The following is a 13,873-nucleotide window of genomic DNA, read 5'->3' as shown; positions in this document are numbered from 1 at the left end:
TCAAAAAGTTACAACAAATGAAAAAGTTTCCCGAGTTGCTGCAGTTCTGATAAGTGGTACGGTGTGTTCTAAAACTAACAAAATTCCGGGATTTTCCACGTCTTTTGGTTCAAAATATCTCTGTCCTATAGGTAACCCTTCTTTTACTTTAGTACCAACCATAACCCCAAGTTCCCTGATAACTTGATTTGCAGCGTCGTTAAAATCGAAAGTAAATTTAAGGTACAAATTATTGGTTGGTACATTTGAGGGTTTAAACCTACCTGTGGGAGTTAGAAGCTCTCCATCATCATCACCAGTACAAAAGAGTATCTCATCAACAACACGACGTCCAACTTCCTTAATTAATGTTGCAGAAGTAATTAGTTCCGGTGGTGTGTCTTGAGTGTACTCTATAGTGATTACGCTATCTGCTATAATTGCACCATTTTCTACACGCTCAATAGTGCCTGAGCTACTATCAACTATATAATCTATGCTTGACTGATAAATTGTTTGCCCTGTATAAACTTTTACATCTTTAATAGTGTGGTGATCTAAACTTATCTTGCCGCCTGCTGCAAAAGTTTTTTCAACTTTGTAGCTGCTTTCCCAGGTAGAATCTCCAGATCCCCAAGCAAGATGTATCGGTTGCTCTTTTATGCTCGCAGCAATAGCTGCTCTGCCTGATTGTGTGAGTACTGACATAGTTGATTGTGCAGTTGATATTATGTATATACAAGATCCGTAGAAAAAACGTCCAATTTTTTTGCAATAATAGGATCAAAATCTTTCCAAGGGCGATTTAAGTGGCGATGTTCATGCCAAGTAACCATACCTGGATAGAATGCTGCTACGTAATTTTCTAGCCCATGAATGGGATCTTTCTGTTTTGAATCTGAATCATTTTTACAATCAACATGATATTCCACTAAATTAGACTCTATTATTTTTTGATCAGTAAAATTCTTCGCTTCATAGTAATAAGTTATACTAAATCGCTCTAAAATTGGTGTACGTTGAAAATTCCAAATCTGCTCAGAAAGTTTATCTTCACTTAAGTGAAATGTATGCTCTATTTCTTCATAAGTAGTTGATGCAAAACAAGCATTGATATCCCCTAAATTCCAACTATCTGACAATACTATCAATGCTTTAGCAAACTTAATTTCTGGCAATAAACTCTGTGGTAGAGGATATAGTGCTTCTAAGTTGTACCACTCATGATTTCTTTCATATGTACCGTTGTAATTCTTCGTGTGAGGCTCTGTCTCTCCTAATGTTGCAACATCTAACCTATATAAATCATTACTGTAACTTCTATCATAATGTGATCTAAAAGTGCCAAATTTAAATCTTGGATTTCCTATTTTCAGCTCAAATGAGTTTTTTCTTCCAAACGATAATACTGGTCCTTCTTTTGCTATTTTTACACCTGAGTAGTCTGAAAGAAGATCTCCAAAAATACTTTCATCTAACATAAACCGCTGAGCATTGTAATAGTCATTGAATATTCGCATTAATCGAGATCTTACCGGTGCAGAAAGTTTTGCCAGAGCAATTACACTATCGACAAAAAAGTCATTAGGAACATCAGAGATGCCAATTTGAAATTCAGCAAAATGCTCTCCTGGTGGTTCTTCTTGAATGGTAATATTATCAATGTTTGCCCACTTCAGCGCCATCTTCAGTGACTGTGGTGTACCGCGCAAACGTTGAAATCTTATTCCGTTTTGCTTAGCTAAGACCCATTCTTTTAATACACTCTTAGTAGCTTTCTTACCCCAGGATAAAATTTCTCCCAAGCCGTATTCCGCTACTAGCCACGGCAACATTTCAGTCTGTGGGTTAAATTTAAATCCCCGTAGAGAATTTGCATCAAAAGAATAATTAATTATGTCTGTAAGTATTTGCTCTTGCTTTGAAGCATTTGGAGGAAGTATCACCAATTTTTACCTAACACTTAAATTATTTAAAGTAACGCATTCATTATCTTGCACGACGATGTCTTCTATCGGCTCTGTAAGCTCTATATTCTGCATACCTTCTATAAAGAGGTGGGCAATAATCCATGATCTGGTAACATTCCACCCTAAACCTTTAGCAGATTCAAGATCTTTGATAAATTGTTCCTTTGCAGCTTCGATAACATCTTTGGATGCAGTAGGGTAAATATGCACTTTAGCATGAATAGTAATGGGAATAATACCACAGCCAATAACTGTAAGCGTATCTGTTAATACACGAATATCATCGCGAATAACGTGATTTCTGACGATCTCTAGCAATTCTTCTGAAGGTACTCCACCATTTTCTGTGGAAAGTATTGAAATCTGTACACTTCCTGGTATAGGTGATACCACTTGCGCATCTTTTACTCTCGTGTCAGCAGATAATGCATGATAGCGATAATGCTCCTTACTCCCTGCTGTTGACCAACCAACAATTTTGGCTTTTACCCGCTTCCTTAAGGATTCATCATTCTCTGACTCCTTTCTCAGCACACCATAAAATTCAGCCAAGTGATCAAGGTCATTACCTCTTGCAAAAGCAAGTAAATTTGCCTGTGCTGCATCATCAATCCTTTGCCTAAGCAAAAGTTCACGCCAGGCTGCTACTTCCAGTATCTTTATTGCTGGATCACTCTCAGTTAGTGCAGAAAAACTTGCATTCCGACGCACTAACTCTTCTTTCATTCGCGAAAAGATTTCCTCAAATTTTAATGTTTCGACAATATTTGGTGTTTTCATCCTACTACCTTATACTATAATACCATCAAGGCGGATCGGCTCTCCATTTGGTAGATAGGTTCCCTCTAAAATGAGAGTTACTTTACCTTCTTTTATTTCTGTTATTTGTACACGTTTAAGCTTAAATCGACGCTCCCACTTTTCTAATGCTTCTGCAACTGCTGCATAAAGTTCTTGTGCAAAACCAGGTACAATTGGATGATCAATCAGCTCAAATAACCTTGATCCGTAATCTCGGCGCATAACACGAGTGCCAATTGGCGTAGTTAAAATATCAACTATTGATTGTTTTAAATGCTCTATACCACTTATTGTTTTACCAGTTTCAGAACTCATACCACGCATATTATTTACCCTGCAAAAACGTTATCACTCCCTTCTTCTGCTATTGCTCCACAGGAAATTAGGTCACCAGTACGAGCAATGGCTTTGCCATTTACAAACACTGCTTTCGACCCTTGTGTCATTACTTTTCCTTCACTAAAATTATCTCCTTGCCTACAGACAGGTCTTCCGTTTATAAATACATCTCTGCTTCCACTTATACAAAAATGCAGCAACGCTCCTTCACAGTGATCTCCTAGGCGTATAACTGATTTATTCATTCCTTTCCCTAATTTAGATTTACTCTTTTTGCTTTTAGTTTTATTTCGCTCTTTGTTATCTCTACACTTGATTCCCCAACATTCAGTGTTATCTTGTCTACTACTTCAATCTCTAAATGATGTTTCTCTTTATCATATGTAAATCTTGTCCCATCTTGAAATTTTACATTATTTACTTCCTTTTTATTCTCTGGAGGAGGGTATTTTTCCTGATATATTGCCGGTAACACCACCCCCAAAGACAATTCTCCCAATGGTGATAATACTATTACCTGTTCATCAATATTTGGTGGTGACCAACTTTCAGCTCTATTTGTTATCCATGGAAGAAAATCTGTTACAAGTTCACCTATTTTAACTTTTACTTTAGCTTTTTCATAATCTATTTTTTCGACAATGCCTATACGGACAATGTTGGCCAATTTCCTCCGCAATTCTGAAATTGCAAAATTACTTTCCAACATTCACATCGATTAAATGAGGTTTTATTTTACTCACTTCCCAAATCGATCGCCCTACATGCAATTCGTGCGCCCAGTCTACCATCCACACTAAATATGCATCGAGCTCTGGCCTAAAATCATCTCCTCCTCCTGATATAAATTCTCCTGGTGAAACATTTTTCACGTTCCAAGTATTTTTATTTACTACTCTGGCAACCTCAGCAGCTAATGATCTGACAATAATAGGGGCATTTTCTATTGTGCTATCGATCACTATTCGTGCCTCAAATTTTGCTCTCAGCGCTAGCTCCTCTGTTCCTGGATCTTTTCCTTGCTCTAGACTTGACAATTCTATAAATACCGCTGGAGCTGCTAACTCTTTCCTTATTGCTGGATAAACCTCACAAGTTTGAATTGCTGGTATCTCTGCCTTTAGCGTATTACAGATTGCCTCATGTAAATTAGTCCAAAATGCCGTCATAAAATAACTTATGTGTAAAATATTTTTCAAATATCCTTTCAACTTCATAATTAACAAGATTTTCTATTATCCTTGAAGCCTCAGGTTCAAGTGGTAGTTTAACCTCCTGTATCGGTAGTGCTGTTCTTCCTACACGTTTAAAAATACCACGATAGCCTCTTGGCATCGTTGCCATAAATGCATCATTAAATGCTGTTCTTATTTTTGCTTGTTTTATATTTATATCATACAGATATGCTCTAATTAAAACCTTCAAAGTGCTTTTCCTTGCCTTGATAATTCTTAGTCTTTTTCTAATTACTTTTAGCCTAATTTGCTTTTCTTCACTGATTTCTCGGACAGCCTGAGATTTTAACCATAATGCCGTTTTGTTTAGCGCTCTTACCGCTGCCAATTCTATTTTGGCTTTGTTAGCATCAATGTTGTGAATAATTCTCTCAATATTTTCATTAACCTCAATGTTAAACATCCTTCTCTCCAAGTACTGTACATTTTATATTCCATACTATTCCTGAATTATCTCGCAGTGGTGGAGAATATACTTTATATTTACGGCCATCAATAACAAAAATATCTCCCACCATTGGCCTCAGTACATCAAAAACATTTACCTCAAGAAAAAGCATCTCTCCCACAAATTGTCCTTCACCAATCTCGTATAATTTATCTGGCTGTTGCTTTAATACCTGTACAATATATGACTTATCCTTTGATTTATATAAAGCCACTTCTCCTAAATGGGCAAAACAATCTTTAAATAATCGCTTAATATTTTCTTGCACATTTCTCCGTTATATACTAACATTTACATGCTAAGAAGAGGTAAAGCATTCTTCTACCTCACACTGCTTTATAATTGCTCTACCTGTGTTGTTATGTTGCAACAACCCTGACTAATACCCCAGGTCTGTGACACATTGGCAGAGGGTTTGACTGCGTATGTAAATCAGTCCCTCTATCAAACCTCCTTGGTTCTTGCTTTGCATATAGTGGCTGTCCAAGAGTATTCACTGTCTCATTAAAATCTGCTGGTGCAAAATATGTTGTAAATGTGCTCGCTGTTCCTAGTGGAAAACAATGCCCTGTATCTTTCTCAATAAATCTTCTCACGGTTCCTTCAGGATCAGTTGCTTGTCCTCTATATTCCTCAAACGTTATACCACAAAACGTAAATCCTGACCTCATATCATTCCTTAGCGCTGCACCTTCTTGCCATCTTTCATATGCTTCTTTCACTTTACTATGCGAAGTTAATGCATCAAAAAACTCAGGGCTTACCAAGGCATGAATTCCAGTCATATATTCACCACTTAGGTTATCTTCTATGTGCCTCAATACCTCCATACACTTACGCTTGACATCAGTTGTTGCAGTTCCTAGTGCAAAATTTACTACTTTTGGCGTAATTTCAAATTCGTTGTACAGATTTAATAATTCACTGCCATCTGCGTCCAGAATAATCCCTTTCAGCGCTCCCATTCGCAAATGCTCTAACGTTATTGCGTGTTTGTTTCTCATTAGCTGTAAATGATCGGTTATTACATCTGCCAGAGCTTTAAGTTCACTCTCTGATCCAAATGCCCTTATTCCTTGTACTTCTTCTGGCAGTACTACATCATCATGCGGAATGTGCGGAATCGTAAATGTTCTTACCTTTCTTTTTCCTCTTTTTCCTACTGTTGCTGGTGCTCCGGGTACTTGCGTTGGTAGTAAACTTAATACTCCATTTTGCTCTTCTATCGTAATATGTCTAAATCTTACTGACCTACTTGGAAACAAATTTAAATTTTCAACTCGTCCATAATTTATCGGCAATATATTTATCGCATTTGTTAGTGCTGTCATGCTAAATGCTGTATTTGTAAATGGATTTTGCATTTTTTATTTTCCCCTTTTGTGTTTTTAATAGTTTTTTTAAGCTCCCTTGCGGATAATGATCCCTCGTGCTTCAAGTTGCTTTACTGCTGCATTTTTCTGCTCTTCAGTAATATTTGCTGGCCACACAACTGCATGATCGGCAAGAAGAGCAATACGAGTAATTATTATTGCTTTAGTATCTCCATCTTTGCTATTTACATCGCTTGTTATTACACCTATCGCTCCATCTGTGGCAGTTGGATTTATTACCTTAATCATGTTGTCTTTATCACGACCAACAACTGTACCAAGTTTAAGATTTTGACCTTTAGCTACTGCTATTGAGTCTCTTGAATACAGGCTTGATGCCTCATACTTTAATAAGTCACCTAGATTATTTTGTTCGGTTATAGTACTCATTTTGCTTTTCTCCTTTTGTTATATATTTTAAATGCCTACGACTTTTCGCTACCTGCATCATCAACTCTTCTCCTGAATTCTGTGGTATTGCACTCAGTATCTCTGTCTTTTTCGTTTGCTCTGCAAGTAATTCCATTAAAACCTCCCTTGCTTGCTCAACACTTACGCCCTGCTCAATAAATTCTCCTATCTTTTCTGGCATCTTTGATATATTACATAAACGTATTAATTCAAGAACTTCAGTACGATACTTAGTTAAATTATTAGTTTCTTCTTTTAGGTCAGTTATAGTTTGTTCGTTCATAGTAATACTCCTGTTTTTATTAATATATTTAAACTCTGAAAGAATTGTAATTCCATCTGCAAGACCTATTTCTACTGCTTTCTCGCCAAAATATAGCCCTGCTTCTGTTGATTTGATTGCCTCTACAGAAAGGTTTCTATTGCGTGCTATTAGCTCAACCAGCATTCCATATAAACGATTCACTTCGCTTTTTAGGTTTTCTAAACTCTCAGAAGTTATTGGCTCATGTGGATTTAAATCATTTTTTCTACTTCCTGCAAATACTGTCGTATATTTTATTCCCTGTTTTTCATCAAACCCACTTTGATCTATATGACTTGCTATTACTCCTATGCTTCCTACTCCTGAAGTTCTACTCACAAATACCTTTTCAGCGCTAGAAGCTATAGCGTACGCTGCAGAATATGCATCATCATTTGCTATCGCTATTATCCTCTTTTTTCCCCTTGCACTGTAAATAAAATCAGCAAGGTCAAACACTCCATTGACCTCTCCTCCAGGACTGTCTATATCCAACAGGATTGTTTCTATATCACTATCTTCTATTGCTTGTGTAATTTGTGCTTCTATTTGATTATAGGAAGTCATTCCAAAAATATCATCAAAAGTTTCTGACTTTTTTGTCAAGATTCCATGTATCGGTATTATTCCTCTTTCACTATTTCTTACTGCATGTTTTATCTTTTTAAAGATAGGCTGCTTTCCTGTTTGTAGTGACAGTAATTCAAAACTCCTTGGTTCTACCATTACACATCTGTTTAGCCATATTGTTTGTTGTTTCATATCACCTCTTGATTGGCCGTAACGTCAGAATCAAAACTTAAGCCCAGTTCACTTGCACGTCTTTGATCTTCAGCAATTTCCTGCTCAATTTCTTCTACATCGTAACCCATTTCCGATACTACTTCTGATCGACTCTTAAATCCATTCCTTACTGCCATTTGCTGTGCTTGCTGATCTTTTAGCGGATCGACCCAATCAAATCCCTGTGGTATCCATTTTACTTCTTTTTTTGCTCCTTCTTTTCCCTTTGTCCATTCTTCACCTATGTCTAGTTCTCCAGAAAGTAGTGCTAACTCTAACCATCTATCCCATACAGGACGGCAAAACTGAAATACCATTATGTTATGCTGTAACATTGTACATCTCCTACGAAACTCTATTAATCCTGCTCTGATTGATGAATAATTAACGCCACTTAGATCCCCAGTTAGTTGCTCATATGTTATTCCTGTACCTATTGCTATTGCTCTCAGCTGCTGTCTCATGAATGCTTCATAACTTCCTCCAACATCCGATGGTTCTGAAAATTTTATATCTTCTCCTGGGTCTAAAAGCTGCATTGTTCCAGGCTCTAAACCAGATAGTGCTACTCCTTGCTCATTACTTTCACCTTCTCCTAAAATATTTGCTTCTGGATCGAGTCTCGTAATAAATCCTGCAAACATCGCCGCTGTCTTTTTTCTCACTAGCTCTGCATCATCGTATTGATCAAGCTCATAGAGCTTTAGCAGTATATTAGAAAGCCATGGCTCTCCCCTAATTTGCCCAGGTCTTAGTGGTCTATAGATATGTAAAACATCGTTTGCTGGTACTCTTACTGATTCTCCAAACGTACTTTCACCAGGGTGTTCTTTAAATAGGTAGTATGCTTCCCTTTGCCCAAGTCTATTGAACTCAATCCCGTTTCTTATTACATTACCATTTGCTAAAGTTTGATTTGTTTTATTATCTAAGTGTTCAGATTCAAGCACTTGTAATTGCAACGGTACACACAGACCATCTCCAGGTTTTCTTGTTCTTAACCGTATGAAACATTCCCCGCCTTCTATCATGCTCCTACAAACCAGTGCTTGCAGTCCATAAAAATCATTTACTCCACTACTGTCTGCTTCATCTGTCCATCTCAGCCATAACTCTTGCACTCTTTTCCGAAACTCTGGATCTTTAGCTTTTGATTGCGGTTTTATTCCTGTTCCAATCGAGTTACTTACTATTGTATCAATGATATTTGCTGCATATGGATTTTTTCTTACCATATCACGAGAGCGGCTACGCAAGTGCTCAAGGCTTTGAGAGAGTAAATTATTTATGCTTCCCGTTTCTCCTTGCCAATACATTACCCTTCTTCCTGAGCCAGATGCATCCCAGGCTGAGCTTTTGATTTTTGGCTTGCTAAATAGTTGTTTGAATGATTTTAGTAACATTACAAAACTCCCTTGTTAGTAGCAAAAATAATTTTCCTCTTCGGCTTCATTCCAACAATCTTTAGTTCAGCCTTAATACGTTGTCTTAAGCTTAGTAAATCATTTATATCTACTTCTGCATATCTCACCACATGGTCACCATATGCAATTGATACCACTCGCTCTCCGTTTTGCAGCTTCTTTATCGCTTCTTCAATTTGAACTAAATACTCTTCGTTATACATTTACTACTTGCTGATCCACTTACTTTTCACTATTTTCTTTGATTTTTTACTTTCTGGTTTTTCACTTAAACTATTCCATTTACTCTCTGGCCATCTGTCTACTCCCAGTGCTATTGATGCTGCTCTTGCGTAAATTCGGCAATCTAATACTTCATTTCTTTCTCTTACTTTTTGCCACTCTTGTTTGGTGTATCCTTTTACTACCTTGCTGACTAATTGCTCTGCCGTTAGCTGCTTAAAATACTCAGGTGCATACTCGGGAAAATGACAATACCCTGCTGGCACTTTCTCTTCTTCTTTTAAAACATTAAGTAATTGAAAAAGTTCTGACTTTAATATCGATACTCCTACTGGCCATAGCTTTATTCCTCTTTTCAGCTTTTGCCCACCAACTGTTATATCTACTCTGCTTGGACTGCTAAGTGGTACTAGAGCTTTATTTACACCTTTGACTGCCATTACTCTTCCACAGCCTTGATGACCTCTTACCCAATTGTATACTTCTTGCGTTGCATATCCAGCATCTACTGCCATCATACTTATCATATATTCAAGCCCATTTTCACCGATAAAATGATGATTTAACAGCTCTGAAAGCTTTTTCCATACTTCTCCACTTCCTGTATCTCCTTCAAATACTCGGTAGTCTATTGACCAACTTTCACGGCTTTTTCCCCAGGCTACAACTTCTACTTCTAACCGATCTTTTTGAACATCAACACCTGCAGTAAGTACCACTTCTCTCTTAGGTACTGTGCCTACGGGAAAAAATTCTCTTCTGTTGAATAATTGCTTCCAGTCTGGTACTTCTCCCTTATCTACCCAGGTTTCTCCAAGCGTTGTGTTGATCCAAACTTTCAGTAATTGTTCACTTTCCCTTGCATGCAGAAAATCCTCTACTGCTTGTTGCCAACTATACCACCCAACTGGGCTATAAAGACTTGAAAGGTGAAATCCTATTACTTTGCTATTGTGTACTTGATTTGTAGCTCTCCATTCTCCACGGTCTAGCATCTCTGTCTTTTGATGATTTTCTATTTTGCCGCTACATTCAGTGCAGACATAATGTGCTGTTTTTGAGTCATTATTTTCCCATTTTATTTGTGACCACTTTAATACTTGGTAATAATTACAATGCGGACAGGGAACAAAAAAGTACTGCTTATCTGTTGCTTCAAATTCCTTCTCAATTCTACTTATTCCATGAATCGTTGGTGTTGATACTAAAAAAATCTTTCGACGTGCAAATGTATTAGTTCGAGCAATACTGAGCAGTACTGGATCACCTTCTCCTCCTGAATCTCCTGGATAGGCATCTATTTCATCAAGAAAGAGATATTTTACTGGCATGGATCTAAGTCCTACACTGCTATTCGCTCCAGTTATTACTACTATTCCACCTGGAAACTCCTTACTTTGTACAGTATTGCCTGAGTCTCTTGATCTTGGGTCTTTTACTTTACTCTTTAAACATGGTGTACTCTCTATCAACGGTGCAAATCTTCCCTTCGACCAACGTTTTCCCATTTCGACTGTTGGCTGTACTACTAACATTGGACCTGGTGTTTGATCTATGATATAGCCTATCCAATTGTTACCAGCTTCTGTTCCTCCAATCTGCGCTCCTTTCATGAATACTACTTTTTCTGCAGGTGAAGACGGAGATAGTGAATCCATGATTTCTTTAAGATATGGTGTTCTCTCTGTTCTCCATTTCCCTGGCTCTGATGCTGCAGTTGATGCTAGAACTCGATACTCATTCGCCCACTCTGATACTTTAAGTAGTGGATCTGGTCTTAAACCTTCAGAAAAAGATGTGGCGTATATCATTGTCTGCATCTACTCATAATTGGTTCTATCTCGACATCATTAACAGTAGAACTACACTCCTCCAATTCCATAAACATCTTTTTCTGAAATTCCTTTTCTATATATCTTTTGCTCATCTCACTTATCATTATTGCTATAACAAGCGCAAATACTCCTGTTATTGTTGCAAAAATGATTGCACCGCTTATTGTTGTTGTGATTAACCCTATATATACTGCTACTGCTGTTGCGCTGACTGTAATACAGATGCAGATAATATTATTATATTTTTTCGTCCTCTTATCTGCTATTTCTCTCTGTGCTATATATTTATTATGAATGGTTGGAAAATTAACAACGGTATCTCTGCAGAGCAATGCCCCATTTTTTTCAGTAAACAAAACTTTGAGTAACTCTAAATTGTTTGATTTGATTGCTAAATGTAAAACAGGTGTATAATTTGCTCCTTTTTTCAGCAATAACTTTACTACATGTAAATGCTCTTTTTCCGCAGCGAGGTAAATCGGTGATAAACCTTTATTATTTACAATATCAATATCGATTTCTTCCTTTAAAATTGCATCTACAAGCTCAATTTCTCCCGTTTGTACAGCTAAATGGAGTAGACTATTCTTTTCAGAACCGTATTTATTACTCATCAAAGCCTTTTTTATCTCAGGTTTAGCGTAATCAAATGGTGTCTTGCCGCTATCGTCTTTTACCAGAGGGTCTATATCTTCTCGCGTTAGTAAAACTTCTATTGTTTTAAGTCTTTCAGCGTAATGTAGTGGTGTTTTATTTTCATAGTCTTGCAAATTGACTTGAGCATTAGGCTCCTTTATTAAGGATTTGAGGATATCAAGACATAAATCCCTTTCATCATAATTAGTATTACTTACAGCTATATGAACAGGCGACAATTTCATTGAGTTTTGTCCCATACGTGCACTATTTACATCTGCTCCAAGTTTCAGCAGTAACTTTACTATCTCTAACTTTTTATTATTAACTGCATAGTGCATTGGTGTCTGATTTCGCGCATCAAAGACATCTATTTCAGCTTTTCCTTCTCTTATCAAAATCTTTACAACTTCTGCATGTCCTATTCCTGCTGCTAGATGTAATGGCGTATGATGCAGAGCATTTCGTACATTAACGTCAATACCTTTTCCTATCAAATATCTGACTGCATTAACTTCACCTATCATTGCAGCTAAATGCAGTAAACTATCTTGTTCTGACCCGTATTTGTTACTAATTAACGCTTTCAATATTTCTGCTTTTTTCTCTTCTTTGGCGTAATCAAGAGATGTTTTGCCATCATTATCTTCTACAAAAGGATTGATATTCTTTTTTGTGAGTAGCAGATCCACCATACTTAATTCATCAAACTCTATAGCGCAATGTAGTGGGGTTTTTCCATTTAATCCTCTGACATTAACATCTAATCCAGGTTGATTAATGAGGCATTTTATTAATTCTAAACTTAAGTTATCAGCCATTATTTAAAATTTAATATTAGATAACTCTTCAAGTGAGTTTGTAATTTCCTCGGTCAATGTTCCATGAATTTTTTCAGTGTCACTCAGTGATGCAAGCAGTGCTGAAACTCTATTTGGAATATTAAGCAAATTATTACGAACAACTCTTGCTACGTTAAATGCTTCAGTTTTTACCTCTTCAATTGACACAAATTTGCCTATTTCAGCTTTCACTTTAGCTTCCAAAAGTTTACCACGCTCGGTTTCATTTTTTATTCGCGTTTTTAGCAATATCGTTGAAAGTGTTTCTCCGCGCTCTTTTCTCCTCAGTGGTTGACTTGGATCTCTTATTGCTGCTACCGCTTCATTTGCTTGTTCTCGGTCAATAAGTCCATCTTCCAGCTCAACTATTCCTTTTTTTACTAAAGAACAGACATATTGCCTCGAAAACCCTTTTTCCCTTGCCCATTCTGCTTGCGTAATTCTCACCTTTTTTTTCTCCTTATTTTAGCACTGCTCAGCTATAATTTCGTAAGTAGTTAACATTTGAAATATGTCTAACGCTAAAGAAGGCCCGAGGTCGGGACCACCAAACCCTCCAGCTTGGCCAAAAGGACCCACTTTTTATGATATTTCCAACATATTAAAATCTTTACTAAAATTCATAACATAGAACATTAATGCTAAAGAATCTGCTTCATTATCATCTGTTGGACAAAAACCCTTTTCCTGCACTGCTTCAATTACATCAGCTTTACTTGCATTGCCCTTGCCAGTTATAAAACGTTTAATAGTCTTAACCGAAACACCTTGATAGGGAATATTACTTTCTTCACACCAAGCAGAAAGGTGTGCTAAAAACCCTCCATAGATATGTGCAGCATCAGTTCCCAAGTGTCTTCTCACTTCTTCAAAGTATACAACTTCAATGCCTGGAAATTTATACTTAAGTGAATTAAGCCAATTACGAAAATTTAAAAACTGCATTCCACCACCACTAAACCTGCTAACATGAAAACTCTTACTTCCACTTTGCACTATTCCATCATTTAAAATAGTCCAGCCGGTTTGTTTGCCAAGATCTAGGGTGAGCATTTCCTTTCAATTGCCGAGTACATATATATACAAGATTTGAAAAAATTACGTCCAAAAAATCTTTAATTTTCGAAATTTAACAACTAACATAAAAACTCTTTTACAGCCAGTTTGTTTACCAAGCCTTTCAATTGTTGTGTACATATATATACAAGATTTGAAAAATTTTCGTCCAAAAAATCTTCAAATTTTTAGGAATTTTTTTTTATAATTCTTGA

The 13,873-nt window shown here is 36.8% G+C and carries 18 protein-coding genes; all 18 read right to left on the bottom strand.

Annotated elements, in window-relative coordinates; translation table 11 throughout:
* Entirely contained in the window at positions 1-687 is a 687-nt protein-coding gene (locus OPR43_RS04910; protein ID WP_264683019.1) for a hypothetical protein, read from the bottom strand.
* Positions 688-707: 20 nt separating this feature from the next.
* Positions 708-1,925, bottom strand: coding sequence for a phage tail protein (locus OPR43_RS04905; protein ID WP_265035667.1), 1,218 nt, complete (start codon positions 1,923-1,925; stop codon positions 708-710).
* 6 nt (positions 1,926-1,931) lie between these two features.
* The gene (locus OPR43_RS04900; RefSeq protein WP_264683015.1) at positions 1,932-2,729 is read right to left on the bottom strand and encodes a baseplate assembly protein; all 798 of its coding nucleotides are present in this window, start codon (positions 2,727-2,729) and stop codon (positions 1,932-1,934) included.
* A 9-nt stretch (positions 2,730-2,738) separates the two neighbouring features.
* The gene (locus OPR43_RS04895) at positions 2,739-3,074 is read right to left on the bottom strand and encodes a GPW/gp25 family protein (protein WP_264683014.1); all 336 of its coding nucleotides are present in this window, start codon (positions 3,072-3,074) and stop codon (positions 2,739-2,741) included.
* Between the two features lie 5 nt (positions 3,075-3,079).
* Positions 3,080-3,334, bottom strand: coding sequence for a PAAR domain-containing protein (locus OPR43_RS04890; protein ID WP_065094333.1), 255 nt, complete (start codon positions 3,332-3,334; stop codon positions 3,080-3,082).
* Positions 3,335-3,342: 8 nt separating this feature from the next.
* Positions 3,343-3,798 (bottom strand): phage baseplate assembly protein V, encoded by a 456-nt coding sequence (locus OPR43_RS04885; RefSeq protein WP_264683012.1) that lies wholly within the window; start codon positions 3,796-3,798, stop codon positions 3,343-3,345.
* Positions 3,785-4,258 carry a hypothetical protein gene (locus OPR43_RS04880; RefSeq protein ID WP_065094331.1) on the bottom strand — a complete coding sequence of 158 codons (474 nt, stop codon included), beginning with the start codon at positions 4,256-4,258 and terminating at the stop codon, positions 3,785-3,787. The genes OPR43_RS04885 and OPR43_RS04880 overlap by 14 nt, the downstream gene beginning before the upstream one ends.
* Positions 4,239-4,727: a phage tail protein gene (locus OPR43_RS04875; RefSeq protein WP_264377374.1), complete on the bottom strand. Its 489-nt coding sequence runs from the start codon at positions 4,725-4,727 to the stop codon at positions 4,239-4,241. The genes OPR43_RS04880 and OPR43_RS04875 overlap by 20 nt, the downstream gene beginning before the upstream one ends.
* Complete coding sequence (locus OPR43_RS04870; protein WP_264377373.1) at positions 4,720-5,040, bottom strand: head-tail joining protein; 321 nt, start codon at positions 5,038-5,040, stop codon at positions 4,720-4,722. Before OPR43_RS04870 ends, OPR43_RS04875 begins: the two co-directional genes overlap by 8 nt.
* Before the next feature lie 91 nt (positions 5,041-5,131).
* The gene (locus OPR43_RS04865) at positions 5,132-6,136 is read right to left on the bottom strand and encodes a major capsid protein (RefSeq protein WP_265034399.1); all 1,005 of its coding nucleotides are present in this window, start codon (positions 6,134-6,136) and stop codon (positions 5,132-5,134) included.
* A gap of 36 nt (positions 6,137-6,172) precedes the next feature.
* Positions 6,173-6,535, bottom strand: a complete 363-nt coding sequence (locus OPR43_RS04860) for a head decoration protein (RefSeq protein WP_265034398.1) — start codon at positions 6,533-6,535, stop codon at positions 6,173-6,175.
* Positions 6,510-7,622 carry a S49 family peptidase gene (locus OPR43_RS04855; RefSeq protein WP_265034397.1) on the bottom strand — a complete coding sequence of 371 codons (1,113 nt, stop codon included), beginning with the start codon at positions 7,620-7,622 and terminating at the stop codon, positions 6,510-6,512. Before OPR43_RS04855 ends, OPR43_RS04860 begins: the two co-directional genes overlap by 26 nt.
* The gene (locus OPR43_RS04850; protein ID WP_264337665.1) at positions 7,619-9,046 is read right to left on the bottom strand and encodes a phage portal protein; all 1,428 of its coding nucleotides are present in this window, start codon (positions 9,044-9,046) and stop codon (positions 7,619-7,621) included. The genes OPR43_RS04855 and OPR43_RS04850 overlap by 4 nt, the downstream gene beginning before the upstream one ends.
* Positions 9,046-9,270: a gpW family head-tail joining protein gene (locus OPR43_RS04845; protein WP_187297528.1), complete on the bottom strand. Its 225-nt coding sequence runs from the start codon at positions 9,268-9,270 to the stop codon at positions 9,046-9,048. Before OPR43_RS04845 ends, OPR43_RS04850 begins: the two co-directional genes overlap by 1 nt.
* Positions 9,271-9,273: 3 nt before the next feature.
* Complete coding sequence (locus tag OPR43_RS04840; protein ID WP_265034396.1) at positions 9,274-11,100, bottom strand: phage terminase large subunit family protein; 1,827 nt, start codon at positions 11,098-11,100, stop codon at positions 9,274-9,276.
* On the bottom strand, positions 11,097-12,581 hold the full coding sequence (locus OPR43_RS04835) for an ankyrin repeat domain-containing protein (protein WP_265034395.1): 1,485 nt from the start codon (positions 12,579-12,581) through the stop codon (positions 11,097-11,099). Before OPR43_RS04835 ends, OPR43_RS04840 begins: the two co-directional genes overlap by 4 nt.
* Before the next feature lie 3 nt (positions 12,582-12,584).
* Positions 12,585-13,049 (bottom strand): hypothetical protein, encoded by a 465-nt coding sequence (locus tag OPR43_RS04830; RefSeq protein ID WP_265034394.1) that lies wholly within the window; start codon positions 13,047-13,049, stop codon positions 12,585-12,587.
* Between the two features lie 135 nt (positions 13,050-13,184).
* A complete protein-coding gene (locus OPR43_RS04825; protein WP_264377345.1) occupies positions 13,185-13,655 on the bottom strand; it encodes a Holliday junction resolvase in 471 nt (156 codons plus the stop codon).
* Between the last annotated feature and the right edge of the window lie 218 nt (positions 13,656-13,873).

Origin of the sequence: Wolbachia endosymbiont (group A) of Apoderus coryli (assembly GCF_947251615.1) — a bacterium.
Taxonomy (GTDB): Bacteria; Pseudomonadota; Alphaproteobacteria; order Rickettsiales; family Anaplasmataceae; genus Wolbachia.
Note: the sequence above shows the minus strand (reverse complement) of the source record. Positions and strands in the feature narration are given on the sequence as shown.

Coding starts and splice junctions, on each gene's coding strand:
- OPR43_RS04885 (WP_264683012.1), bottom strand. CDS start 3,798: ATGTTGGAAAGTAATTTTGCAATTTCAGAATTGCGGAGGAAATTGGCC.
- OPR43_RS04860 (WP_265034398.1), bottom strand. CDS start 6,535: ATGAGTACTATAACCGAACAAAATAATCTAGGTGACTTATTAAAGTAT.
- OPR43_RS04840 (WP_265034396.1), bottom strand. CDS start 11,100: ATGATATACGCCACATCTTTTTCTGAAGGTTTAAGACCAGATCCACTA.
- OPR43_RS04890 (WP_065094333.1), bottom strand. CDS start 3,334: ATGAATAAATCAGTTATACGCCTAGGAGATCACTGTGAAGGAGCGTTG.
- OPR43_RS04900 (WP_264683015.1), bottom strand. CDS start 2,729: ATGAAAACACCAAATATTGTCGAAACATTAAAATTTGAGGAAATCTTT.
- OPR43_RS04895 (WP_264683014.1), bottom strand. CDS start 3,074: ATGCGTGGTATGAGTTCTGAAACTGGTAAAACAATAAGTGGTATAGAG.
- OPR43_RS04825 (WP_264377345.1), bottom strand. CDS start 13,655: ATGCTCACCCTAGATCTTGGCAAACAAACCGGCTGGACTATTTTAAAT.
- OPR43_RS04855 (WP_265034397.1), bottom strand. CDS start 7,622: ATGAAACAACAAACAATATGGCTAAACAGATGTGTAATGGTAGAACCA.
- OPR43_RS04875 (WP_264377374.1), bottom strand. CDS start 4,727: ATGTTTAACATTGAGGTTAATGAAAATATTGAGAGAATTATTCACAAC.
- OPR43_RS04845 (WP_187297528.1), bottom strand. CDS start 9,270: ATGTATAACGAAGAGTATTTAGTTCAAATTGAAGAAGCGATAAAGAAG.
- OPR43_RS04910 (WP_264683019.1), bottom strand. CDS start 687: ATGTCAGTACTCACACAATCAGGCAGAGCAGCTATTGCTGCGAGCATA.
- OPR43_RS04850 (WP_264337665.1), bottom strand. CDS start 9,046: ATGTTACTAAAATCATTCAAACAACTATTTAGCAAGCCAAAAATCAAA.
- OPR43_RS04865 (WP_265034399.1), bottom strand. CDS start 6,136: ATGCAAAATCCATTTACAAATACAGCATTTAGCATGACAGCACTAACA.
- OPR43_RS04880 (WP_065094331.1), bottom strand. CDS start 4,258: ATGACGGCATTTTGGACTAATTTACATGAGGCAATCTGTAATACGCTA.
- OPR43_RS04835 (WP_265034395.1), bottom strand. CDS start 12,581: ATGGCTGATAACTTAAGTTTAGAATTAATAAAATGCCTCATTAATCAA.